The sequence below is a fragment of the Dehalococcoidia bacterium genome (assembly GCA_028711995.1).
Classification (GTDB): Bacteria; Chloroflexota; Dehalococcoidia; order SZUA-161; family SpSt-899; genus JAQTRE01.
In genome coordinates, this window is sequence record JAQTRE010000014.1 from 1 (window position 1) to 23,210 (window position 23,210).

Consider the following 23,210-nt stretch of genomic DNA (forward strand, 5'->3'; position numbering starts at 1 on the left):
GGCTGTTCTCATGGAGGATTCTCCCCCTCAATCTGAATCTGAGTTGATTCTACCAGATACGTGGGGGTGAAGGCATTACAAAATCAGTCAAAGTCGAGGCTGAAATCAAAACTAAACAGCCTCAAGATAACAATGGGGGTGAAGAGCAGAACGACTGCATCGTTGACCAGGAAAGCGCTGGATACGGCTGTGGCCACAACTACCAAGACAAGCAAGCGTCGGGGGGTTCGTGCCAGGGACAACGACTTTGTTACCAGCAAATTGAAAAAGCCCGCCAGCTTGAGAGCCGAAACGAAGATCATCATACCGAGGAGAAGCCCAATCGTGTTGAAATCGATGGCATCCACTGCCTCCTCGAAGGTGAGCACCCCGAAGAGGATCATCAGCACTGCGCCGGTGAAGGCGGCAGAAGGGCGATCCACATTGACCTTGGGCAGCCTGGTGAAGGCGATGCCAATGTAGGTGACAACTAAAATAAAGACGGCAATCAAAGCATCATCTCGTGCCCGGATAGCGCCAGGAAGAATTCCAAATCAGTTCTATTTGATCTATTATATCAATTCCTTTGCTCTTCTGATCACAAAGGGGCATTGAGGAACCTTGTTGTTGCCCTGTGCCGATGGTATCATCTTCACAGTCACCAGCAGTTCAACTGACCCAATGCAGCAATAAGGAGCAGCAATCCCATGAATATCAACCAGGCCCAACCGTCCCCCTTTCCCCGAATGACCGTCGGCGTCATGGGATCAGCAGGCGGGAAGCTGGAAAACAAGGCTTGCCAGATCGTTCATCGCTTGGGTGTGACCATTGCCAAAAGGGGTTATGTTCTTATTACTGGAGCCTGTCCGGGTCTGCCGCAACAAGCCGTCAACGGCGCCCGGGAGGCGGGTGGGATTGTAGTGGGAGTGTCCCCTGCCCTCAACCTGGAAGAGCATGTGAGAAAGTATCAATCACCCACTCGTGGCTACAATGCCATCATCTACACCGGCAGCGGACTCATGGGACGCGAGATAGAGAACATCAGAAGCTGCGACGTGGTTATCTTTGCCGGAGGCCGATCCGGAACGCTGGGGGAATTCGCCATCGCCTACGATGAGGCGAAGGTAATTGGGGTTCTGGAAGGCACAGGAGGCATTACCGAGCATTTGAAGGAAATCATCGGCTTTATGCAGAAGGAGACAGGAGCAATCGTGTGCTATGATGCCGATCCGGAGCGTCTGCTGGATCGGCTGGAGCGCATCTACAAAGAACGAATCCTTCCTCACCACTTAAAGGCCATCGAGGACTGTGACCCGGGTGGAACGTCACCGGACTAGCCATCAGAGACAAAACAAAGCGCGCATCTGATCACATCTCGATCAATTCTATTCCGGAGAAGAAGCCTTTGATCCAAGCCATCTCCTCCCCGGGCAACATGCGCCCCGGCATTCCCGCTGTGGGTTTGCCGATCCTCTCGCCCTTGGATAGTCCTAGCGGGTTATAGGGCAAAAGCCAGCAGCGCCTTACTCCTATCTCTTTGAACATCGCCGCAATCTGCTCCAGGTTTTTTGCCTGAGCGGTGATGCCGGGGATCAAAGGAACCCTGGGAATGACGCCGGAAGGCCTCTCCCGTACCAGTCGGGCCAGATTGCTGAAGATGACCTCATTCTCCTTGCCGGTATATTTTCGGTGCAGCTCCGGGTCGGCTAGTTTGATGTCAAATAGAATCAGATCAAGCCAGCCCAGTATTTTTTTATTGAACTCATCAAAATCGAAAAAGCCGCAAGTCTCGATTGCGGTCTGGATTCCGTTTTGCTTTAACTGTTGCAGGAGGAGTGAAGTATAGTCGATAAAGAGAGTCGGTTCGCCCCCTGATAAAGTCACTCCCCCGCCTGAGGTCTCATAATAGGCTTCGTCGCGGAGGACGATCTCCACAAGCTCATCAATCTCGTAGAAACGGCCGATCTGCCTCAGGCCCCGGCCCGGACAAGCTTCAACACACGTGCCACAGCGTTTGCATGCCGCCCGGTCGATGCGTCCCGGCAAGTCCAGGTGCGCTGCGCCGTTGGGACAGGCGGCAGCGCAATCGCCGCATCGGATGCACGCGGAGGGGTAGAATCCAATTTCCGGTCCCGGATCAATGGACTCCGGGTTGTGGCACCAGGAGCATCGCAGAGGACATCCCTTAAAGAAGATGACGGTTCTGATTCCGGGGCCATCGTCTAGAGAGTGTCTCTTGATATCGAAAACAAGCGGCTGTCGATTCATCGATGAGTAAGGAGTCGTCTCTGTCTTGATGGGAAGGTTGAAATATCTGACTCAACCCCCTAACCCCCACTCGTTGGGGGCACTTTTGAATTTGGGGACACCCCCAAGCCCCCGGAAGGAGGAATCCTTCCCCTCTTTTTCAGCAGCCCGCTAAATTACGGTTGCTTTCCGGTCACGGCCAGTTGGAGATGATTGGCCATATATCCGAACTTCAACATGTAGTTCAAGTTGCCCTTGATCATCACCTCGTTGTTCAGGACCAGCTTGAGGATATCTCTGTCCATGGATAACAGATAGGTCATCAGAGACCGGGCATCCTTGAAAATCACCGAGACGTCAGGGTTCGGGATCAGCTTCTCTTTCACCTTGAGGCCATTTTCGCTGAAGGTAGCGGCGACAGTAATCGACTTGTCACGGCTCCTGAACTGGTAGCTGCCATTGAAGCCCATGATATTGCGCCGGAAATCCTTATCGACCTTGTAGGCCAGGCTCATTAGCTTCAGAAGTAATTTCAGAAACTCCTCCGCCGCCTCGCTTTCCATGCATCGCAGGAACTGTTTCTCAACCCGTGTCTTCCACCACCGCCTGAATATGTTGAGGAACCAATCCATCTTCTTCTCCTGCTGTAAAAATTGAAGCTGTGATTAAAGTCTTGATCAACCCCCTGCCCCCAATCTTGGGGGAAGAAGGGAAATCTGGGGGACACCCCCAAACCCCCGGAAGGGAAGTGTCCCTTCATCCTCTCGAAAACTGAGAACGGATAACTGATAACTGAAGTTGGGAACCTCTAGCCCCCGGCAGGACAAATCCTGCATCCCCGCCCCTTAGTCTCTATGGAAAGATAACCTCTCTGCCTTTTTCCAGATTATACTCCGCTCTGGTGATAATTTCACCCTGCATGGTCGGATTCAGGTCCACGAAATACGCCGTATATCCGGATACCCTGACCAGCAAGTCTGGATAGTTGGCCGGATTGTTTCTGGCGTCTTCCAGAGTCTCCCGGCTGATGATATTGAACTGAACCTGCAGGCCGCCTGTCCGCATATAGGCTTCCACGCTTTGGGCAAATTTGGTGATGGTGAGCTCTCGGTTTTCAGATGGCGTGTATTTTAGATTCAAGGCGTGACCGTTGGTGATTTTGGTGTGATCCAGACCGGCTACGAAATTCAGGCAGGGCGTCAGCTCCGGCGCCGACCCCGAAACCGGCGTGATACCGCTGGGCAGAGGCTCTCCCTTCACCCGGCCGCTTGGAAGCGCGCCGGTGAGCAGCGCAAATCCGGCGTGGTAGGTCATCGTCCAGTAGCCAACGGTGTATTTGCCGCCCCGATAGTTCTGTTTGCTCTGAAACTCCCGGTATAGAAAGTCCAGTATATAATCAGCATTCTCTTTGGCCAACCGGCTGTCGGTGCCGAATTTCTCCGTTGAGGTCTTCACCATCTTGTGAAGTTTCTGATGCGAACCTTCCCAGTTCTCGTTGATTGCCTTGACCATCTCCGAAAGCGTTACGGACTTCTTATTGAACACGAACTCCTGAATGGCAGTGAGAGAATCCACCACTTCCGAAAGCCCGATGATGGCTACCCCGGAAGAATTATAGGTAGCCCCTCCTTCGACCACATCTTTGTCATTTTGAAGACATCCTTCCGTCATGGCGGAGAGGAGGGGAGTGGGATGAATCATCTGATGCACTTTGCCAAAATCGTTGTTCAGCGTCACCGCCTGCTCGATGAGCCAGCCCATCTGAATCTCGAAAGCCTGCTTGAATTCCTCAAAAGACGTTATCACATCGAGCGCCGGGGTGACCGGGCCGATCTGCTCATCTTCCGTCAACCGGTGTTTCCCCTGGAAGAGCGCCATCTCCAGAGGCGAGGTGAGATTCATCAAAATGGCGCCGGAGTGGCCGAAAGTGCGCCCGTTGCTGGCGGGCTCCACGCAGCCGACCGAAGCATAGTCCCGCGCATGCTCCAGGGTTACCCCCTGCCCCATCAGAGATTCGATCACCGAGACATCGTTGTGAAAGCATGGCGTTGCCCCGGTATTGACATTGACTTCGCACAGGCGTCGCAAATACTCCGGCGGATTGACCCCCGGATAGTATCGGCAGTTGACGTTCGGATCGCGCAGCCCGAGAATCTCGGTGGCTCTCAGCATCACATAGGTGAGATCATTTACAGCATCGTTACCCTGCATATCCACACCACCCAGGGTAATGGCCTGATTGGATCCTGTCCCCCCGAAAAGCGCTTCGCCCGTCTCTGGAACCACCGGAACGTGATCGGCGATCTTCAACCAGAAACAGCCTATCAGTTCAACAGCCCCGGCAGGGGTCAGGTTTCCGCTATCGATATCGTTCCGATACAGCTCATAGAGAGTCTGGTCCAACCTGCCCAGGCTCAACCCCACGTTGGCATTCTCCTGATGAAGGGCGATCCAGCAGACCCAAACGGCATTCAGGGCCTCCCGGAAAGTTTGCGGTTTCTCTCCCGGGACTCTGGCGCAAATATCGCGCAGGGCTTCCAACTCCCGTTTCCGGCTGGCATCGATCTCCGCTTCGGCCATCCGACCGGCTTCCCGGCTCAAATTCTGAGCATAGGAGAGAACGCCATCGATGGCCATCCGGACCGCCTGATAGAAGTCGGTCTTCTGCCGATTCTCCACCGCACTCCCCAGAGCCTTCTCTTTCGCCTCGGCCTCGTTTCTCACCGCCTTCAACCCCCGCTCAACAACCGCGGAGAAATCGGGGATGGTATGAGAGATACAGACGGCCTTGCTCGCCACAAAGAAGACGATCCGCTCCATCACTTGGTGGCAAACCGGATTGTGGTGAATCTTCCGGGAAACCTCGGCCACCGTCCGGTCCATCCAGTAGGGAAATATCTCGAAATTCAGCTCCTTGATTTCCTCTCTGGTGATTCGGTAAGGGTTCTTTTTTCTCCTGTGAATGGTCTCCAGTTCCGGCCAGATGGAGAGGGCATTGAGAAAATCGGGGTAAAGCACCACGCCAACGGGTCTGGTAGTAGTGGTGCCGGCAAGCAAATTTTCATCTGGGATCAGCGGACGCTTGTTTTCCAGCATGTACTTGAGGCGCTTGCCAGCCCGCAATTCCGGCGAATCCTCCGGATTATCCACAGATTTCATGTAGCGCGTCATCCACCGGGGGAGTTCGGTGCAGATTTCTGGATTGCTGGCGAAGTGTCGCTGGCGCAGCTCCTTCAGCCGCGGGAGATTATCCAGCAGAATTCCCCTCAGGCTCAGATCATTCAGCGTGGAATGGCTCATATTGATTCCTCTTTGACTCCATTCTATCACTCGGCGGGCGGCTCCGCTCCTCCGGCAGGCGTTGCTGAACTTGGGAGCCATTGCAATTCAGCATCCTTTGTAATCTCCACGTAGCTGCCGTCTACCTGGATATCGCCATCGTCCATCATGTAAGCTTGGGATGGCAGGCTTCTGCTGACACCCCGCCGGTGAATCCCGGAGGTGTGCGTATGGCCGATGATCACACAGCAGTTATTCTCCAGGGCATGCTTATCGGCGCCACCCCAGATGATTCTGATGAATTTGTTGATCTTGTCCTGTTCCTTGCCGCTGACGGGCGAGGCCTTCTTCAAGTCGCTGGCCATCCATCCCCTCCATCGGCATATCCGGTACCACAGATCGCGCAGCAGCGGAGTATTGACCAGAAACTCCACCACCGGAGGAGCAATGTGTTTCAAGCCCAGAAAACCCCAGTCGATGGACCAACGATGGCCGTGGGTTATGTAATACTTGCGCCCGCCTTCCTCCACCTCCAACTGGTTCTTGTACACCTTGATGTTGGGATAGGGCTTCATCAGCTCGACCATCACACCGTAGGGATCATGGTTCCCCGCCACATAGTCAAAAGGGTAGTCGCCCAGCAGTTCACCCAGTTGCTTGCATGCCGCAGCTTGTTGCCACTTCTTCTTGCCCAGAGGAAGGATGTTGAACATGTCCCCATCGCCGATGAGACGATGCTTCCCCTGCTTTCCCAAGGTGATCCACTCGACCACGCCGGGGCGCAAACCCTCCGGATCGCAATGCCAATCGCTGGAAATCCATATCGCCATCTTATCCTCCTTCGGGGACGAGTCAAGGATCGTCCCTACATACCGTTGTCGGTCATTCTCGCGTAAGGCGGGAATCCATCCATGACGGGCGACCACAAGAGTCGCCCCTATAAACACTGACAACTACGTGTTATCCAGGTCGAATCCTATTGCCAGCCTTCTCCGATGCCACTCCTCATCCATCAACAAAAAGTAACCGAAGTTGCGATATTGATATTCGGAAGGGTCCTTATCCGGATCATACTTTTTGAGCAGTTCGGTGGCATACATGAGCTCCCCTAAATAAAGGCCATCGGCAATCTGGACCAGCTCGTCCAGGCAGTAGTTATCGGGCGGAAAGGTTCGGAGATTGGGCCACCGATAGTTGAACTGGAACACCTGCTTTCCGCGGTTCTCAGCATTGACGGAGGCGGCCTGCCTTCCGATGAAGAAGAAGCTCTTCAGATCGATGCCGAACGCCTTTTTCTCTTCCGGGGCGGGATCCTCAGTCCAGAGACCGGCCACTTTCATCGCCTTTCCCACAAGCCTCTTTGGAGTGGTGCGGAGAGAATAGGTATTTGCTCCCCAGAATGTCGGCGATTCGCCGGTCTCGTGGTCTTCGGTGATCTCCCGTAACTGCTGGGGATCAATCCCCTCGAACGTCTTGCCTGTCCATGGAGTAAACAGCCGGGCAAGCCCCCAGGCCATATTGAGGGTGTTCAACTTGAAAATACCCAGAAGCCCCTCGCTGTGAAAAGACACAAGCGCTCCCCTGAAGAATCCCTTCAGCTCTTTGGGGCAGACGCCCCGGTTGAATATCTCGCTCAATTTGTCAAAGTAGGGCGAGTCCGTATGCGGGTGCTCTCTGAGCTCATCGGAATAGGCCTTCAGGAGACCAAGGATGGTTCTCTTATCCTTCATTTCTTCTTGTATCTCAGCGAGCAGGCGGTCATTGCAGTTACCGTCAATCGGATCGGCAAAAGTGAACGTGGTGAATTTTTGCGGCAAGGGGTCGACCTTCGGTCTTTGAGCATACGGGATTCCTATGTAAGGGAAGACGATCTGTGCCTCTGTCTTCCACCTTTCGTCCATCAACAGGAAATAGCCGAAGTGTTCGTAGTCGTACTCCGAAACCGGCAGCCTGGGATCGTATCCGCCAAACAGCCGATTGGTGGCAAAGAGCAACTGTCCCAGGTAGAGGCCTTCAGCGATCTCCACGATCTCATCGATAAGGTAACTCAAGGGCGGCAGGTTGTGCAATTTCGGCCAGCGATAGTTGAGCTGAAAGACTTCCCGCTGGCTTTGGCGATAGACCGAAGGAGCCCGCCGGGCGATGAAATGTCCCCCCTCTTTCTCATAGCCATACCGCGTCCGCTCCCCTTCCTTCGCCTCTTCCAGCCGCATCCAGAATGCCAGGAACGTCAGGCTCACTGCATTTAAAGGCGACTGGTCGATCTCGTTGAAATGATTGATCCCGATGAAGGTGGGAACGTCGCCTTTCTCATACTCCCCGCTCATCCCGGCCAGTTCATCGGTGCCAGCCTCCCGGAAACTCTTTCCCACCCAGGGGGGAACCTTTCCCAGTGAAGTGCTCCAGATGAACCCCAGCACATTGCCGAAATCTGCCCATATGCCTTTTTTATCGCCCGTTCTCAGGCCAATGGTAATCCCATAGTGATGCCCTTCAACCCGGTCCGGGGTTTTGCCGCACTGGAAGAGTTTGGCCAGCTTGGCAAAAGGCGGGGCGTTGTTATCGATCTCCCCTTCCAGTTCCTTGAGGTAGGATTGCATCAGCTCAAGGACGGAGGATTTGCCCTCCACGTCACTCTTGATTGCTGCTGCCAGAGGATCGTCCGGAGGCTGTGTCTCCAGGCAGGTAAGCCTCTTGAGTTCATCGGGGACGGTTCTCGGCGCCCCTGTCCCTGCATCCAATCCCGCTCTGAGGAGAGTCTTGCGGTCAATCTCGACCACAAAATGCTCGTCTTTCCCGGATTGCCAGCGCACGGCGTCTTGGGTCGTCAAAAGAAGCTTCCCCGCCCGGGTCTCGATCTTCAAGTAGATGTCCGGTCGACTGTCAAAGAACTGGTTGAAGGCCTTTCCTTCATAGGCAAGCTGAAAATTGCCGTCTCCATCCGTGGTGGCTTTTCCCAGAAGATCATCGAAAAGAAGGTCTTTATCGAAAGCGATTACAGCGAGCCCGGCTATTCCCCGTTTGCTCTCCAGTTCCCTCACCTTTCCCCATATTTTGAAGCTCATATTGTTAACCTCCAGTCTCCTTGCAAGGGCTTGATCAGTCGTGCCCCTACCTCCCTCTTCAATAGGAGTCTGCACGGGGCATCTCCAATGCCTGCTCTCTTTTCAATGGTGGCTTCTGATTATGGCATGAGATGCATAACGCTGGCCATGAGATACAAAGCAGTATGCGCCGTCGCCCCCCCCCGATGCACTTGTTGGACGGCGTGGCGGTTGCTCATCTTTCAGTGCCGTGCCAACACGATCCCTTCAGCCAGCCGATCAGACCCCTCCTCTTTTCTATTGGATTCCGGAAACTCCCATTGTTCAAAACCATGAAGCTCAGGAAAATGCTCCTAACCACCTTGCGATAGGACAGCGGGGATGACCGTTTTTTTCATCTTATCTCAGTTTTCTCTTGGGTGGTAGGCGTGGACGTAGGCGTTATTCATGGGAACTCTCGAAAGTAGGCCGCCTCAATAGATGCAGGCATCGAGAATGGAAAGAACCTCTTCCAGCACGCCATCCGAAGCCTTTCCGATACGCTTGGCCTGACGCGCCTGAAAATCGATCGATTTGACCTGCTCCACCATGATGAATCCGCTGACTTTCGGCTCATCCGCAACGGCGATGTGGAAAGGGAATCCCCGATCCGTATTCGTCAGGGGACAAACGATGGCCAGACCTGTATGCTGGTTGAAAAGGGTATTGCTCACCACCAGGGCCGGTCGGCGGCCTTTCTGTTCATGGCCCGATTGAGGGTCAAAGGTTACGGTGATGAAGTCGCCTTTCTCTGGAATGTAGGGCTTCATTCACCACGCCTCTTTGCCGACCGGTTTGCCCCAATCGACTTCACCGGCTGCGTAGTCTGGAGGAATGCGGGATACCAGTTCCTCAAGGTTATACCTGCTGCGTTTGGGCTTTGCGGGGGAGATAATGATGGCTCCATCCCGCACAGCCACATCAACGTCATCCCCAACGGAAATGTGCGCATCCTCCAACACCTGTCTGGAAAGGCGGAGCCCCTGGCTGTTGCCCCATTTCTGAACCTTGGTGACCATGTTGCACCCCCTGCGGATATCCAAAGTATAGCCATGGCGGAAATACTCTGTCAAGGGAAGGACTTCCTACCAAAAGCAAGGCCACCCTAGAAAAATGACGCTCTGGCGGTCGGGTTTCTGAGATCAGTTGTTGGTCAATGCGTTATGCGCCAGTGACCGGCGCTTCCAGGTCCATAAAAGTGAAATGGATGTAGGGCGGCTCTAAATTGTAGCCCGTTGCCAGGAAAAACCGCTGCCTCGTCACGTGCGGTTCACGGAAGATGTCGAGGCAGGTAATTTCAAGATAGCCCTGAACCTCTCTAACCTGCTTGGTGTAGTCGACAATGATGAATGCAGGGTTTCTGAAGAAATTGGCTGTCTGGTTCGGGAGGATGTGTCCGGGGGATGCTGGAATGGCATTCAGCTCTCGATTGTACTTGTGTTCCGACAGCTTCGCACCGTCAAGTTTTAACTTATCGAGTCCCACACAAATCTCCTCTGGGGCCCATGTTACTACACTTTGAAATGCAGTACCAGAGCCATAATTACGGAGTGTTCCGTAGAAGTGAGGTATTGTACCGTCTGCTCGCGGACCCTTGTGGCCTCTTCCGGCAAGCCAAGGTCCTTCTTTTCTTCGGCTTCGATATCTGTGAACTCGATTATGTAGCGGGAACCGCCAGGCTCGAACGCCAGGAAAGGCGCATTGCTGATCTTGCGATCTTTCAGGACTTCCCTGATGGCCCAGTAATGCCACGACAAGAGACACAACGACGCCGACGAAGGTGAAGACAGCTGCACCGGCCTGAGCAATTGCCGCCCACTGCTCAAGTGTCACGATTCCCGGTCACCGTCCTCTTCTTATTCGCCTAACAAGTTGATACAAGGAACTACCCTGGCACGTTGTTTTTCAACTCCTCCAGCCACACCGTGGCCTCGGAGTCGCTGGGGGCGCGCCAGTCACCGCGGGGGGAGAGAGAGCCGCCCGATCCCACCTTGGGGCCATTGGGTAGCGCCGACCGCTTGAACTGGCTGGTCTTGAAGAAGCGATACACGAAGACCTCCAGCCATTTCTTGATCTCAGGCAGGTCGTACTGGTGGCGTTTCTCCATCGGGATAAACTCCGGCCAGCCTCCAAGGGCCTTATCCCTCCAGGCGTGATGCGCCAGATAGGCCACCTTGCTGGGCCGGAATCCGAAGCGGGTGATGTAGTAGAGATTGAAATCCTGAAGCTCGTAGGGGCCGATCTGCGATTCCGTGCTCTGGGCAGGCCTCTCGGCGTTATCCTCTTGATCTGGGATGAGCTCGGGAGAGATTTCGGTGTTGAGGATGGATTCCAGCACGGCGTTGGTCTTGGGATCGAATCGACCCGTGGTCGTCACCCATCGGATGAGGTGCTGAATCAACGTCTTGGGTACTGAGGCATTGACGTTGTAATGTGACATGTGATCGCCGACGCCATAGGTGGCCCACCCCAGAGCGAGTTCGCTCAGGTCGCCGGTTCCGACCACCAGGGCATGATGCAGATTGGCCAGCCGGAAGAGATGAGAAGTCCTCTCACCCGCTTGGACGTTCTCGAACGTGATGTCATACTGTTTCTCGCCTGTGGCATAGGGATGCCCGATATCGCGGAACATCTGCATGCACGAAGGGGAGATATCGATCTCGCCGGCTGTCACGCCGAGCGCCTTCATCAGGGACTGGGCATTGCCTTTGGTGATCTTGCTGGTGGCGAATCCGGGCAGGGTATAGGCGAGGATGTTGCTGCGGGAAAGCCCCATCGCATCCATGGTCCCGGCTGAAACCAGCAGAGCCTGGGTGGAATCGAGCCCGCCGGAAACCCCAATGACTACCCTCTGAATGCCAGAGGCCGTCAGACGCTTCATCAAGCCTTGAACCTGGATGCTGTAGATTTCGTAGCAGCGCTTGTCCATCACCGAGGGATCGCCGGGGACAAAAGGAAAACGCTCCACGCTGCGATTCAGGGAGACATCCTCTTCGGGGAACTGGAACTCAAAGGAAATCCGGCGCATGGCAGAGAGCCGCTGCCGGTTCTCTCCGACCGAATCGTTGAAGCTGGTCAGCCGCATCCGTTCCTGAACCAGACGCTCTATGTCGATATCAGCAGTGATCAGCTGCTCTTCTCTGGCAAAGCGCGCAGATTCGGCCAGCTTGCGGGAATTCTCATAGATCAGGGCCAGCCCATCCCAAGCCAGGTCGGTGGTCGATTCCCCCGGACCGGCAGCTGAATAAAGGTAGGCGGCCAGGCACTTGGCGGATTGCGAGGCGCAGAGGAGTCGGCGGTAATCGGTCTTGCCCACAGTGATGTTGCTCGCGGAGAGATTGGCCAGCACGGTTGCCCCAGCCAGAGCGCCGTAGGTGCTCGGTGGGATGGGCGTCCAGAGGTCTTCGCATATCTCCGCGTAAAGAGAAAAGCCGGGCATGTTGGCCGCCTCGAAGATCAGGTCGGTGCCGAAAGGAACAGATTGGCCCAGAAAATTCACTTCCTTCCGAATGGCGTCGCGGGCGGAGGTGAACTGGCGCTTCTCATAGAATTCGCGGTAGTTCGGGATATACGTCTTGGGGGCAATGCCGAGGACTTTGCCCCGGTAGATCGCAATGGCGCAGTTGAAAAGCTTCTCCTCCAGTCGCAGTGGCGCGCCGACGAGCAATACGGGTGCGAGCTCTCGGCTTTCACTCACCAACTTCTCCAGCACCGAGAGGGTTGCCTCCAAAAGGGCATCCTGGTGGAAAAGGTCGTCGTTGGAATAGGCGGAGATTCCCATCTCCGGAAAGAGGGCCACGGCGGCGTGCTTTTCCGAAGCGCGCCGAGCCAGAGCGAGGGTATGCTGCAGATTGTAGGCCGGGTCGGCCACACGCACGGAGGGAACGCACACCGCTACCCGGATGAACCCGTGAGAATAGAGCGAATAGAATCGATGGTGCATATGAGCCCCCTCTCCACTGCTTGGATTCGATTATACCACAGCAGGCGATGATGGGCAGGCGGCACCCAGGATTTGGGAACAACCATGATCACCCGCTATCGTCGATTTTGACTCCATAGACCCTGTGGGATATAATGAGGACAATTTACGGAATCTGTGGAAAAAACAGATGACTTTATCTTGAATAGGAACTTCGTTGATGACGCATTTTGCTGCCTTTTTGGGCGAAGAGTCAGACGGTGGCGTTGATAGGAGGTGGCCAACTTGTACTGTGTGAAGTGCGGAGCTCAAGTATCGGATAATTGGCAGGTATGTCCCCATTGTTCTGCCCCTCTGGCTCGAAATGTCAGCGACACCCGTCAGTTAGATACCGGCAATCGTCCCATCGAAGTCACGCCCGATATGGCCGTCAAGGGTCCCAGCCCCTGGTTCTATGGTGTTGGGATATCTCTCATTGTGGTTGGATTTGTTCTGGCTATTGTTCTCTTCGTCGTGGGATTCGTCGGCAACAACCCCGATGAACGATTCATTGTCCCCGGCGTCCATGAGCTTCAGTTTGATGAAACCGGCAAATACACACTCTATTATGAGTATCAGAGTTCTGTTGATGGTATAGGATACTCAACCAGCAAGTACTTGAAGGGGGTAGTGGTCAACCTTCAATCCAAGGATGGATTCGGATCTGTTCCGCTGTCGAACAGCAGCGGGGATTTCAGCTATCAATATGGAAGCCGTGCCGGGAAATCGTTGTTTGAGTTCGAGATCGAGCAACCGGGAAGATATGTCCTTACCACACGGTATCAAGACGGAACCTCAGTGCCGGAAGTGGTCTTCGCCGTGGGGCCGAGCTTCGATATCGTTGCCTTTCTGCTCAGGAGTTTCGGTATCGGATTTGGCGGATTCATCCTGGGAGTTCTGGCTATCGTATGGGTGTTTCTGAAGCGTCGGAAAGCGCGCATCCAAGTAATGAAAACGTATCCAGCGGCGCAAATCGAGTCCTCTGTCTCACCAAGTTCCAGACTCGCGGTAACTCTACTGGCTGCATTTGCGGGAACATTGGGCATCCATCGATTTTACCTTCGGAAGATCGGGACTGGAGTCTTGATGCTGGTTACCTGCGGTGGTCTGGGGGTTTGGGCTCTGATCGATTTCGTTATGGCGATCTGTGGTGAAATGAAAGACAAGGATGGCCTGCCCATTACCAAATGGTAGAGGCCTGTCGATGCCCTTATTGTTCAAGGGCAGGGTGATACCCCGACTACGATACCGCCAAGGCAGTGGGCGAAAAGACTCGATAGACAAGCCGAGATTTGGCCACCTGAACCCAATGTTTGCAGTAGGCAGGAGAATTAATGGCAGCACTTTTTGAAAAGACCTGCATCAAAAACATGGAGCTGAAAAACAGGCTGGTTCGGTCGGCGACTCATGAGGGGATGTCCGACCTAAACGGATTTCCTGAAAAAGCGCTCTTTAAGCTCTATGAAAGGCTGGCAAAAGGGGGCGTCGGCCTGATCATAACCGGATATGCCTTTGTCTCTCGTGACGGAAACAGCCCCTCCAAAGGGATGCAAGGCATCGACCGCGAGGAGCACATATCGGCATATCGCGAACTGACCGATCACGTTCACCAGAACGGCGCCAAGATTGCGATGCAGGTTGCCCATTGCGGGAGGCAGACAACCTATGATGCTATCGGCACGCAACCTATCGGCCCCTCACCCGTAAGAGACAAGTCTCTATTTGTTACGCCAAGGGAGATGACCGAGGAAGACATCGAAAGAATCATCGAGGCGTTTGGCCAAGCATCGAGGAGGGCCAAAGAGAGCGGTTTTGATGCCGTGCAAATCCATGGCGCTCATGGCTACCTCATCAATCAATTCCTCTCTCCGTATACCAACAGGAGAAAAGACCAGTGGGGCGGGTCCATTGAGAATCGAATGCGCTTTGTCAGCGAGATATACCACCAATGCCGCAAACAGGTGGGCGAGGAGTTCCCTATCCTCATAAAAATCAACGGATATGACACGATGAAAGGCGGCCTGAGATTGGATGAAAGCATGGAGATGGCCCGGATGATGGGTAAAATGGGGTTTGACGGGATTGAGGTCAGCTGCGGAATCGACGAAGACAATTTCTCCACACTGAGAGGGGATCTGCCCGTGGAAGCCATGCTTGATGATTGGGATATCTACCGAAAAAAGAATCCGGTCTATCGCACGCTAATGAGGCTCCTGGGAAGGAAAATCGTCAAGCCTCTTCCCTTTGTTGAGGCTTACAATCTGGAGAGCGCCAAGGCCATCAAAGGCAAGGTGGATATTCCCGTATTCCTTGTCGGCGGGCTCATAAATCCCGGGACAATGGAAGCAGTTATCGAGAGGGAGGACGCCGATTATATTTCACTTTCCCGAGCCCTTATAGTGGACGTGGGATTTCCAGAGAAGATTCGTATGGGAAGCCGTGAGCCTTCAAGGTGCATCCATTGTAATCTCTGTATCGGATACGTGACCAAGAGGCCGTTGCGTTGTTACCACGGGAAAAGAATAAACAAAAAAGAACGGCCGAAACCTCTTCAAGATTCGTAGGCGATGGCGGGTGGATTTCGGTTCGATGGGCAGTCCTATAGAAACGCCTGATATGAAGAATGCCTTTGAGTCCCAGTGTTATGTCATATTTGTAATGTCATTCTGAGCGAAGCGAAGAATCTCAATCCCCATCATCGAAGATTCTTCGGTCATCCATACGGATTCCCTCAGAATGACATTGCGCCAGATCATAGTTGACACAACACTAGCCATTCGGGTGCAGGTACTCCCGCAGCGGCAGGACGTTGAACTGCTGCCCTTTGCGCCCCAGCGCATCCACCGCCGCCCTGGCGGCATCGATCGAGGTGAAGCAGGGAATTCGGCGTTCCACGGCAGCGCGCCGGATATAGAAACCATCGCGAAGTGGAACTCTAGCGCCTGATGCAGTATTGATCACCCCATCCACCGTCCCATCCCGGATTACATCCAAGACGTTGGGGTGGCCTTCAAACAGCTTTTTGGTGATCCTCGTCACTGGAATCCCCATATCCGCAATGAATGCTGCCGTGCCCTCAGTGGCATAGATTCGGTAATTGATCTGGGCCAGTTTCCGGATGATGGGTATGGCGCTGGGCTTATCCCGATCGGCGATGCTCAGCAGTATGGACCCCTCGGAGGGAAGAGAGAGTCCGGCAGCTATCAGCGCCTTGGCAAATGCGCCCGCAAAATCATAGTCGATCCCTAGAATCTCACCAGTGGATTTCATCTCCGGCCCCAGGTAGGTATCCACGCCGGGTAACTTGGCCATGGAAAACACCGGCGCTTTGATTCCCACCAGCTTCTGCCTTTTCCACAGGCCGCCTTTGTATCCCTGTTGCGCCAGGCTTTTCCCCAGCATCACATTGGTCGCCACCTTGACCATCGGCACGCCGGTGACCTTGGAAATGAAGGGCACAGTGCGGCTGGCCCGAGGGTTCACTTCAATCACAAAAACCTCGGAACCATTTTCTCCGGGCATGATCACATACTGGATATTCATCAGCCCCCTGATGCCCAGATGAAGGCCGATGGTAGTGGTGTATTCGACGATAGTGTCCACTTCCTTTTTGGTGAGATTGATCCCCGGATAGACCGCCATCGAATCGCCGCTGTGCACCCCTGCTCGCTCGATTTGCTCCATCACCCCGGGAATGAGAACTGCCTCGCCATCGCAGATCGCATCGACCTCTACCTCTTTGCCTTCGAAATACTTATCGACGAGCACCACTTTGCGCTCATCCAGCTCGGCGGCGAATTTCATGAATCGGTGGATTTCGGTGGGACTGTGAACGATCTCCATCGCCCGGCCGCCTAAGACGTAGCTTGGCCTGACCAGAACCGGATAGCCGATCGCCTCAGCGACGTTTAGAGCCTCCTCAACCGTTCTCACCGCTGCGCCGGGCGGCTGAGGGATTCCCAGGCGAGAGAGGAAGTCTCCGAAGCGGCCTCGGTCTGAAGCGATGTCAATGGCGTCCGAACTGGAGCCCAGAAGGGTTATTCCGCTTCGAGTGAGAGGTTCGGCCAGGTTGATGGCCGTTTGCCCGCCGAATTGAACGATGCACGGTGGCGCGTTCCCGGAATCTCCGATCTCGTTCTCCAGAATATCCCGCAGGCTTTCCTCATCGAGCGGCTCAAAGTAAAGGCGGTCGCTGATATCGAAATCGGTGGAGACGGTCTCCGGGTTCGAATTGACCATGATGCTGCCGATGCCTGCTTCCTGAAGCGCCCACGCCGAATGGATGCTGCAATAATCGAACTCGATGCCCTGCCCGATGCGGATTGGCCCGCTGCCGATCACCACCGCCTTCTCTCCGCCAAGCGGTTCGGCTTCATTTTCCTGTTCGTAAGTGCTGTAGAAATAAGGGGTTTCAGCGGCAAACTCGGCGGCGCACGTATCCACCATCTTGTAAACCGGAAGAATGTTCCATTGATGCCGCAATGCCCTCACCTGCTCCGGCAACCTGTCGGCCAGCGTGCCGATGACTCCATCAGGGAAGCCCATCCTTTTGGCTTCTCGAAGCAGCTCTGGCGTCAATTTTTCCGAAAGGAGACGCTTTCCCATCTCCGCCAGGTTTTGAAATTTATTCAGAAACCAGGGGTCGATGCCGGTGCGCCGGCAAATGTTTTCAGTAGTCATTCCCCGCCGGAGAGCGGCCATGATCGCCCACAGGCGCTGGTCGGTGGGCTCAAATCCGAATTGTCCGTCTTTCCATCGGGGGTCTTCCCAGAGGATCGTCCGCTTGTCGAATTCCAGAGAGCGGATGGCCTTCTGGAAGGCGGCCTCGAAGGTGCGGTCGATGGCCATGGTCTCGCCGGTCGACTTCATTTGCGTGCCCAGAATCCGATCCCCCATGGCGAACTTATCGAAAGGCCAGCGAGGGATTTTGACCACGCAGTAGTCCAGCGCCGGTTCGAAGGCTGCGGTCGTCTTGCCGGTGACTTTGTTGGCGATCTCGTCGAGCCGTTTCCCTGCAGCGATCTTGGCCGCCACCCGTGCAATCGGATAGCCGGTGGCTTTGCTGGCTAGCGCCGAGCTTCGACTGACGCGCGGATTGACCTCGATGACATAATAGGGACTCTCATCCGGTTGGCGCGAGGCAACGATCGGATTGGGCTCCAGCGCAAATTGGACATTGCAGCCGCCTTCAATTCCCAGTGCCCGAATGATCCGGATGCTGGCCGAACGCAGCATCTGGTATTCCTTATCCGTCAGAGTCTGGCTTGGGGCCACCACAATGCTGTCGCCGGTGTGGATGCCCATCGGGTCGATGTTCTCCATATTGCAGATGATGATGCAATTGTTGGCACCATCGCGCATCACCTCGTACTCGATCTCTTTCCAACCGGTGAGGCACTTCTCCAGCAAAACCTGATGGATCGGGCTGGCGGCCAAGCCTCCGGCGGTGATCTCTTCGAATTGGGCCTGGTTTCCGGCAATACCTCCGCCGGTGCCTCCGAGAGTGTAGGCAGGGCGAATCACTATGGGAAACCCGATCACCCTGGCGGCTTCTCTGGCCTCATCCATGTTCCTCACCGTGACGCTCTGCGGCACGGGCTCCCCGATCTCCAGGAGCATGTGCTTGAAAAGGTCTCTGTCTTCGGCCTTGCGGATGGTGGCGATGGGGGTCCCCAGCACTAGAACACCGTACTTATCCAGGATTCCGGCATCGGCCAGCTCGATCGCCAGATTGAGTCCGGTCTGGCCGCCGAGTGTCGGCAGAAGGCCATCGGGGCGTTCCCTCTTGATGATCCTCTCGATGACTTCTACCGTTAGCGGTTCAATGTAAACGATATCGGCGATGCCCTCATCGGTCATGATGGTGGCCGGATTGGAGTTCACCAGAACAGTGGTGATCCCTTCTTCGCGCAGAGACCGGCATGCCTGAGTGCCGGAGTAGTCGAACTCCGCCGCCTGCCCGATGATGATCGGCCCCGAACCGATGACCAAGACTTTCTTAACCTGCTGCATTCGATTTCAACTGCCTTTACCAAGGGGTAGCTTGGCCGACGTCGGCCAAGCTACCCGGAATCTCACGGGCGACCACGAGAGTCGCCCCTACTCACCATCTCCAAAAATTTCTCGAACAGGTACATATTGTCCAATGGCCCGGGAGAGGCCTCCGAATGATACTGGATGGAGAAGACCGGCAAATCCTTGTGACGCAGTCCTTCCACAGTTCCATCATTCAGATTGACGTGGCTCACCTCAAGGCCGTTTTTGACGGTATCGGCATCCACGGCATAGCCGTGGTTCTGCGCGGTGATATAGACGTGCCCGGTCTGCAAATCCCGAACCGGATGGTTTGCCCCTCGATGCCCGAATTTGAGCTTGAACGTCTTTGCCCCGAACACCCGTCCGATGAGCTGATGTCCCAGGCAGATTCCCATCACCGGCTTGGTCTCCACAAGCTGCCGCACCGTCGGTTCCAGATAGCCGAGCATCGCCGGGTCACCTGGGCCTGGAGACAGCAACACTCCATCGGGATTCATTTTCAGAATCTCCTCCGCTGAAGCCGTGCAGGGCATGGCCGTGACTGAGCATCCAAGTCGGCGCAGTGTCCGCAGAATGTTGTGCTTTACCCCGCAGTCCAGCACGGCAATTCTGGGCCCATCTTCCTGTGCCGCAGGCTCCCATTGGTAGGGAGCATCTGCAGTAACCTTCTTCACGAAGTCGATGTTCCCGTATCGAGGAATAGCCTCAAGTTGCGCGAGAGCTTCCTCTTTGGTTCGTTCGGAGGTTACCATCCCCATCATCACTCCGCGGGACCGCAGACGTCTTACCAGTGCCCGGGTATCTATTCCGGCGATGCCGGGAATTCCCTGCGACTTCAGGTAGTCGTCCAGAGTGCTGATGCTGAGTCCATGGCTTGGCTGGGGACATTCCTCCCGGACCACAAATCCCGCCACCTGGATTCGCCTGGACTCAACGTCGCGCTCGTTGATGCCGTAGTTGCCGATCATCGGATAGGTTGGCACTACCACCTGCCCGGCAAATGAAGGATCGGTGAGCATCTCCTGATAGCCGGTCATGCTGGTGCTGAACACCACCTCGCCATAGCTTTCCATCGGAGCGCCGAAGGCATACCCTTCGTAGATCGAGCCGTCCTCTAATGCCAGAAATGCTCTCTTCACCACTTTTCGACCTTCACATGCTTGGTTGTTAATCCTCGGGTCAGGAAATACTTGAGTCTGAATCAACCCCCTGCCCCCCACTCTTGGGGGGACGTAGGGGCGATTCATTAATCGCCCTTACTGGGGACACCCCCAACCCCCCGGAAGGGAAGCGTCCCTTTACCCTTTGCAATCCTGCTCCCTTGATGGGAGAGGGTAGCGCCTGTCCTGAATATCTTGTTCGGACACCATGCCCAGGCATAAAAAAACCCCTTGCTGAGTCTCAGCAAGGGGTTTTGGCATCAGCCTTTAGCCTCCTATCGAGGCTCTCACCTGATTTTGTTTTGCTTCCCCTTGCCGGTCTCTCGGAACTGGCTTAAAGGTCTCTGACGATTATTATAGCAGAAACCGTCGAAAGAGTTTTGATCCGTCCTCGAATCTTGGCGATCTAAAGTATGGGCAGATATCGATTCAATTCGTAGTCGGTCACCTGCACGCGGAACTTATCCGCCTCCACCCTCTTGTTGGCGATGAACTGCTTAAAAACGTGATCGCCGAGGGCCTTGCGAACCACATCGCTCTTTTCAGTGAGATTAATGGCTTCGGTCAGAGAGCCGGGCAATGTTCCGATTCCTCGGATGGTCTTCTCTTCCTCGCTCATCTCATACACGCTTTCCTCAACCGGATCAGGCAATGGATATTTCTTTTCAATCCCTTCCAGTCCGGCGGCCAGCATCACGCTAAAAGCCAGATACGGGTTGCATGCCGGATCCGGCGATCTGAATTCGATGCGGGTGGCTTTTTCTCTTCCGGGCTTGTATTCCGGCACTCTGACCAGGTCGGATCGATTGTGTCGCGCCCACGAGAGATATACCGGCGCTTCATATCCCGGAACCAGCCGCTTATAGGAATTGATCCATTGGTTGCAGATGGATGTGATCTCCGGGGCATGCTTGAGCAATCCGGCCATATAGTATCGGGCGATATCGGAGAGATAGTATTCACCGTCTTTGTCAAAGAAGGCATTCTTACTGCCTTTAAACAGGGACTGGTGTACGTGCATGCCGCTGCCATTGACGCCGAACATCGGCTTGGGCATAAAGGTGGCGTACACCCCATGGCGCATCGCTGTCTGTTTGACTATGAGCCGATATGTCATCACATTGTCGGCCATCGCCAAGGCATCGGTGTATCGCATATCTATTTCGTGCTGGCTGGGAGCCACTTCGTGATGGGCGTATTCCACCCCGATCCCCATTTCCTCCAGGGCAAGGACCGTATCTCTACGGAAGTCTGTAGCCGCATCCAGAGGAATCAGATCGAAATATCCTCCCTGATCCAGCACCTCGGTTCCTTTTGAATCCTTGAAATAGAAATATTCCAGCTCCGGGCCGACGTAAAAGGTATACCCCAGATCCGCAGCCCTTTTCAGGTTTCTCTTGAGCACGTATCTCGGATCTCCTTCAAAAGGTTCTCCGGTCGGCCTCACCACATCGCAGAACATCCGGCCCATGGCCCGATGCTCCTTGGGCGTCCACGGGAGCAGGCGGAAGGTATCGGGATCGGGCAGGGCGATCATGTCGCTTTCATCGATGCGCACAAAACCTTCGATGGACGAGCCGTCGAATCCCATTCCCTCCGTGAGGGCGGTCTCCAGCTCTTCAACGGTAATGGCGAAGCTCTTGAGGAATCCCAAGATATCAGTGAACCATAATCGGATGAACTTTACATCGTGATCCTTGGCCATCTTGAGCACATACTCTTTGCCTTCGTCTCTGGTTCTGTTTGCCATTTCAGACCTCCTTCTTGGCTGTTCTCGATGGAATGTTTTTTCGAGCTTCGACTTTCTTCTGAGTAGAATGTTAGCAGCCGATTGTTACAGACATATTACAGCCTCCCTCGATGAAATCCTTTAGACGGCATTGTCACCGTCATCCCCGTTTCTGATGCGTATGGCGTTCTCCACGGGGAGGACAAATATCTTTCCATCCCCTTTTTCTCCGGTCCTGGCTTTGCTGATGATCGTGCGTATGGCCTGGCCTACATCACCCTCGACCACCACCACCTCGAGCTTGATCTTGGGCAAAAGGTCTACCTGGTATGTCCCGGCCCTCCATTGCAACGTGATGCCCAATTGTTTGCCGCGGCCGCTGACTTCCGTCACCGTCAATCCTCTGATGCCCACCTCGGCCAGAGCGGCTCTGACGGCCTCCAGTTTCTCCGGTCGAATGATTGCCTCTATCTTTTTCATAGTATTCCTCCGTAAGCTCTCTCCCCGTGCTGTGAAATATCCAGGCCGACCATCTCTTCGTCCGCGTTAACTCTGAGCCCAATGGTGAGATCGACAAGCTTGGCCAGTCCCCAGGTAGCAGCAAAGGCAAATGCTCCGACCGCCGCAACACCGGCGGCCTGCTTGACTAATTGTGTGCCTCCGCCCCAGATCAATCCATCCGATATTGCCGGGTTGACTGCTGCGCTGGCAAAGACACCTACCATCAAGGTTCCCCAAATTCCTCCCATGCCATGAACGGCCCATACGTCCAGCGACTCATCGACTCCTTTTCCCCGCCTCCAGAGCATACAGTAGTAGCCAATTACTGAAGCGCCTATTCCGATGATCACCCCGACAAGCGGGTCCACGAATCCCGCGGCGGGAGTTACCGCAGCTAGGCCCGCAACAGCTCCGGTGGCAATGCCAAGGGCAGAGGGACGACGATCTCGCCATGCGAGAAGCATCCAGGTTACCGCACCGGCGGCTCCCCCGGCAAAAGTGGCCACGAAGGCACTGGCCGCTAGTCCGTTTGCACCTAATGCGCTCCCCGCGTTGAATCCGAACCAGCCAAACCAGAGAAGGCCTGTCCCCAGCACAACCATAGGAATGTTGTGAGGCTCCATCGGGTCGCCTTCCTTGAATCCCTTCCGGTGGCCCAATAACAATGCCAGGGCCAGTGCCGACATTCCGGCGTTCACGTGAACCACAAGGCCCCCGGCGAAATCAAGCGTGCCCAACTCTGCCAGCCAACCCCCTTGTCCCCAAACCCAGTGGGCAATCGGGCAATACACCAGAGTAAACCACAGGACGGCCAGAACCAGAAAAGCGCTGAACTTGGTCCGCTCTACTATACCCCCGGTCCAGAGGGCCACGGTGATGATGGCGAACATGCCCTGAAATATCATGAAAGCCAGATGCGGCACTGTGGTCGCATAAATAGCCGAGGGCATCTGCCCCACATCTCTCAGCCCCAGAAAATCCAGTTTCCCTATTGCGCCGCCGAGGTCCGGCGCAAAGCTCAAACTATACCCGTAAAACAACCAGAGAATTCCGATCACTCCCAGAAGGGCAAAGCTCATCATCAATGTCGATAGTACATTTTTGCGCCTTACCATCCCCCCATAGAACAAAGCCAATCCCGGTATCATCAGTAACACCAGGGCTGCTGATATGAGAACCCAGGCGGTATCGCCGGCATTTACCATCTGCTTGTGCCCCCTTCCCTTTCTCTCCGG

The 23,210-nt window shown here is 54.8% G+C and carries 19 protein-coding genes and 1 pseudogene; 4 read left to right on the forward strand and 16 right to left on the reverse strand.

What is annotated here, in order from left to right:
- Positions 1 to 83: 83 nt before the first annotated feature.
- Positions 84 to 491 carry an SLC13 family permease gene (locus PHV74_03805; protein MDD5093491.1) on the reverse strand — a complete coding sequence of 136 codons (408 nt, stop codon included), beginning with the start codon at positions 489 to 491 and terminating at the stop codon, positions 84 to 86.
- A 195-nt stretch (positions 492 to 686) separates the two neighbouring features.
- On the opposite strand from PHV74_03805, the gene PHV74_03810 reads away from it, so the two are divergent.
- Positions 687 to 1,316, forward strand: coding sequence for a hypothetical protein (locus PHV74_03810; GenBank protein ID MDD5093492.1), 630 nt, complete (start codon positions 687 to 689; stop codon positions 1,314 to 1,316).
- A gap of 31 nt (positions 1,317 to 1,347) precedes the next feature.
- Here PHV74_03810 and PHV74_03815 read toward each other — a convergent pair whose 3' ends face one another.
- From PHV74_03815 to PHV74_03860, 10 genes are all read right to left on the reverse strand, one after another.
- Complete coding sequence (locus PHV74_03815) at positions 1,348 to 2,247, reverse strand: glycyl-radical enzyme activating protein (protein MDD5093493.1); 900 nt, start codon at positions 2,245 to 2,247, stop codon at positions 1,348 to 1,350.
- Positions 2,248 to 2,402: 155 nt separating this feature from the next.
- Entirely contained in the window at positions 2,403 to 2,858 is a 456-nt protein-coding gene (locus tag PHV74_03820) for a hypothetical protein (GenBank protein MDD5093494.1), read from the reverse strand.
- A 220-nt stretch (positions 2,859 to 3,078) separates the two neighbouring features.
- Positions 3,079 to 5,526, reverse strand: coding sequence for a pyruvate formate lyase family protein (locus tag PHV74_03825; protein MDD5093495.1), 2,448 nt, complete (start codon positions 5,524 to 5,526; stop codon positions 3,079 to 3,081).
- Positions 5,527 to 5,552: 26 nt separating this feature from the next.
- The gene (locus tag PHV74_03830; protein ID MDD5093496.1) at positions 5,553 to 6,335 is read right to left on the reverse strand and encodes a hypothetical protein; all 783 of its coding nucleotides are present in this window, start codon (positions 6,333 to 6,335) and stop codon (positions 5,553 to 5,555) included.
- Between the two features lie 123 nt (positions 6,336 to 6,458).
- On the reverse strand, positions 6,459 to 8,570 hold the full coding sequence (locus PHV74_03835; GenBank protein ID MDD5093497.1) for a hypothetical protein: 2,112 nt from the start codon (positions 8,568 to 8,570) through the stop codon (positions 6,459 to 6,461).
- Between the two features lie 452 nt (positions 8,571 to 9,022).
- Complete coding sequence (locus PHV74_03840) at positions 9,023 to 9,358, reverse strand: type II toxin-antitoxin system PemK/MazF family toxin (GenBank protein MDD5093498.1); 336 nt, start codon at positions 9,356 to 9,358, stop codon at positions 9,023 to 9,025.
- On the reverse strand, positions 9,359 to 9,607 hold the full coding sequence (locus PHV74_03845; GenBank protein ID MDD5093499.1) for an AbrB/MazE/SpoVT family DNA-binding domain-containing protein: 249 nt from the start codon (positions 9,605 to 9,607) through the stop codon (positions 9,359 to 9,361).
- A 142-nt stretch (positions 9,608 to 9,749) separates the two neighbouring features.
- A complete protein-coding gene (locus PHV74_03850; protein MDD5093500.1) occupies positions 9,750 to 10,073 on the reverse strand; it encodes a hypothetical protein in 324 nt (107 codons plus the stop codon).
- Positions 10,074 to 10,099: 26 nt separating this feature from the next.
- On the reverse strand, positions 10,100 to 10,384 hold the full coding sequence (locus tag PHV74_03855; protein ID MDD5093501.1) for a hypothetical protein: 285 nt from the start codon (positions 10,382 to 10,384) through the stop codon (positions 10,100 to 10,102).
- 89 nt (positions 10,385 to 10,473) lie between these two features.
- Positions 10,474 to 12,531, reverse strand: coding sequence for an NAD(+) synthase (locus PHV74_03860; GenBank protein ID MDD5093502.1), 2,058 nt, complete (start codon positions 12,529 to 12,531; stop codon positions 10,474 to 10,476).
- 273 nt (positions 12,532 to 12,804) lie between these two features.
- Here PHV74_03860 and PHV74_03865 point away from each other — a divergent pair.
- From PHV74_03865 to PHV74_03875, 3 genes and pseudogenes are all read left to right on the forward strand, one after another.
- Positions 12,805 to 12,860 (forward strand): annotated as a pseudogene (locus tag PHV74_03865) (zinc-ribbon domain-containing protein).
- 637 nt (positions 12,861 to 13,497) lie between these two features.
- On the forward strand, positions 13,498 to 13,743 hold the full coding sequence (locus PHV74_03870) for a TM2 domain-containing protein (protein MDD5093503.1): 246 nt from the start codon (positions 13,498 to 13,500) through the stop codon (positions 13,741 to 13,743).
- Between the two features lie 140 nt (positions 13,744 to 13,883).
- On the forward strand, positions 13,884 to 15,113 hold the full coding sequence (locus PHV74_03875; GenBank protein MDD5093504.1) for an NADH:flavin oxidoreductase: 1,230 nt from the start codon (positions 13,884 to 13,886) through the stop codon (positions 15,111 to 15,113).
- 205 nt (positions 15,114 to 15,318) lie between these two features.
- Here the strand turns inward: PHV74_03875 and carB are convergent, their stop codons facing one another.
- From carB to PHV74_03900, 5 genes are all read right to left on the reverse strand, one after another.
- Entirely contained in the window at positions 15,319 to 18,561 is a 3,243-nt protein-coding gene (carB, locus tag PHV74_03880; GenBank protein MDD5093505.1) for a carbamoyl-phosphate synthase large subunit, read from the reverse strand.
- A gap of 62 nt (positions 18,562 to 18,623) precedes the next feature.
- Positions 18,624 to 19,727 carry a glutamine-hydrolyzing carbamoyl-phosphate synthase small subunit gene (gene carA / locus PHV74_03885; GenBank protein MDD5093506.1) on the reverse strand — a complete coding sequence of 368 codons (1,104 nt, stop codon included), beginning with the start codon at positions 19,725 to 19,727 and terminating at the stop codon, positions 18,624 to 18,626.
- Positions 19,728 to 20,151: 424 nt separating this feature from the next.
- The gene (locus tag PHV74_03890; protein MDD5093507.1) at positions 20,152 to 21,495 is read right to left on the reverse strand and encodes a glutamine synthetase family protein; all 1,344 of its coding nucleotides are present in this window, start codon (positions 21,493 to 21,495) and stop codon (positions 20,152 to 20,154) included.
- A gap of 120 nt (positions 21,496 to 21,615) precedes the next feature.
- The gene (locus PHV74_03895; protein ID MDD5093508.1) at positions 21,616 to 21,954 is read right to left on the reverse strand and encodes a P-II family nitrogen regulator; all 339 of its coding nucleotides are present in this window, start codon (positions 21,952 to 21,954) and stop codon (positions 21,616 to 21,618) included.
- Positions 21,951 to 23,180 (reverse strand): ammonium transporter, encoded by a 1,230-nt coding sequence (locus tag PHV74_03900; protein MDD5093509.1) that lies wholly within the window; start codon positions 23,178 to 23,180, stop codon positions 21,951 to 21,953. The genes PHV74_03895 and PHV74_03900 overlap by 4 nt, the downstream gene beginning before the upstream one ends.
- Positions 23,181 to 23,210: the final 30 nt, after the last annotated feature.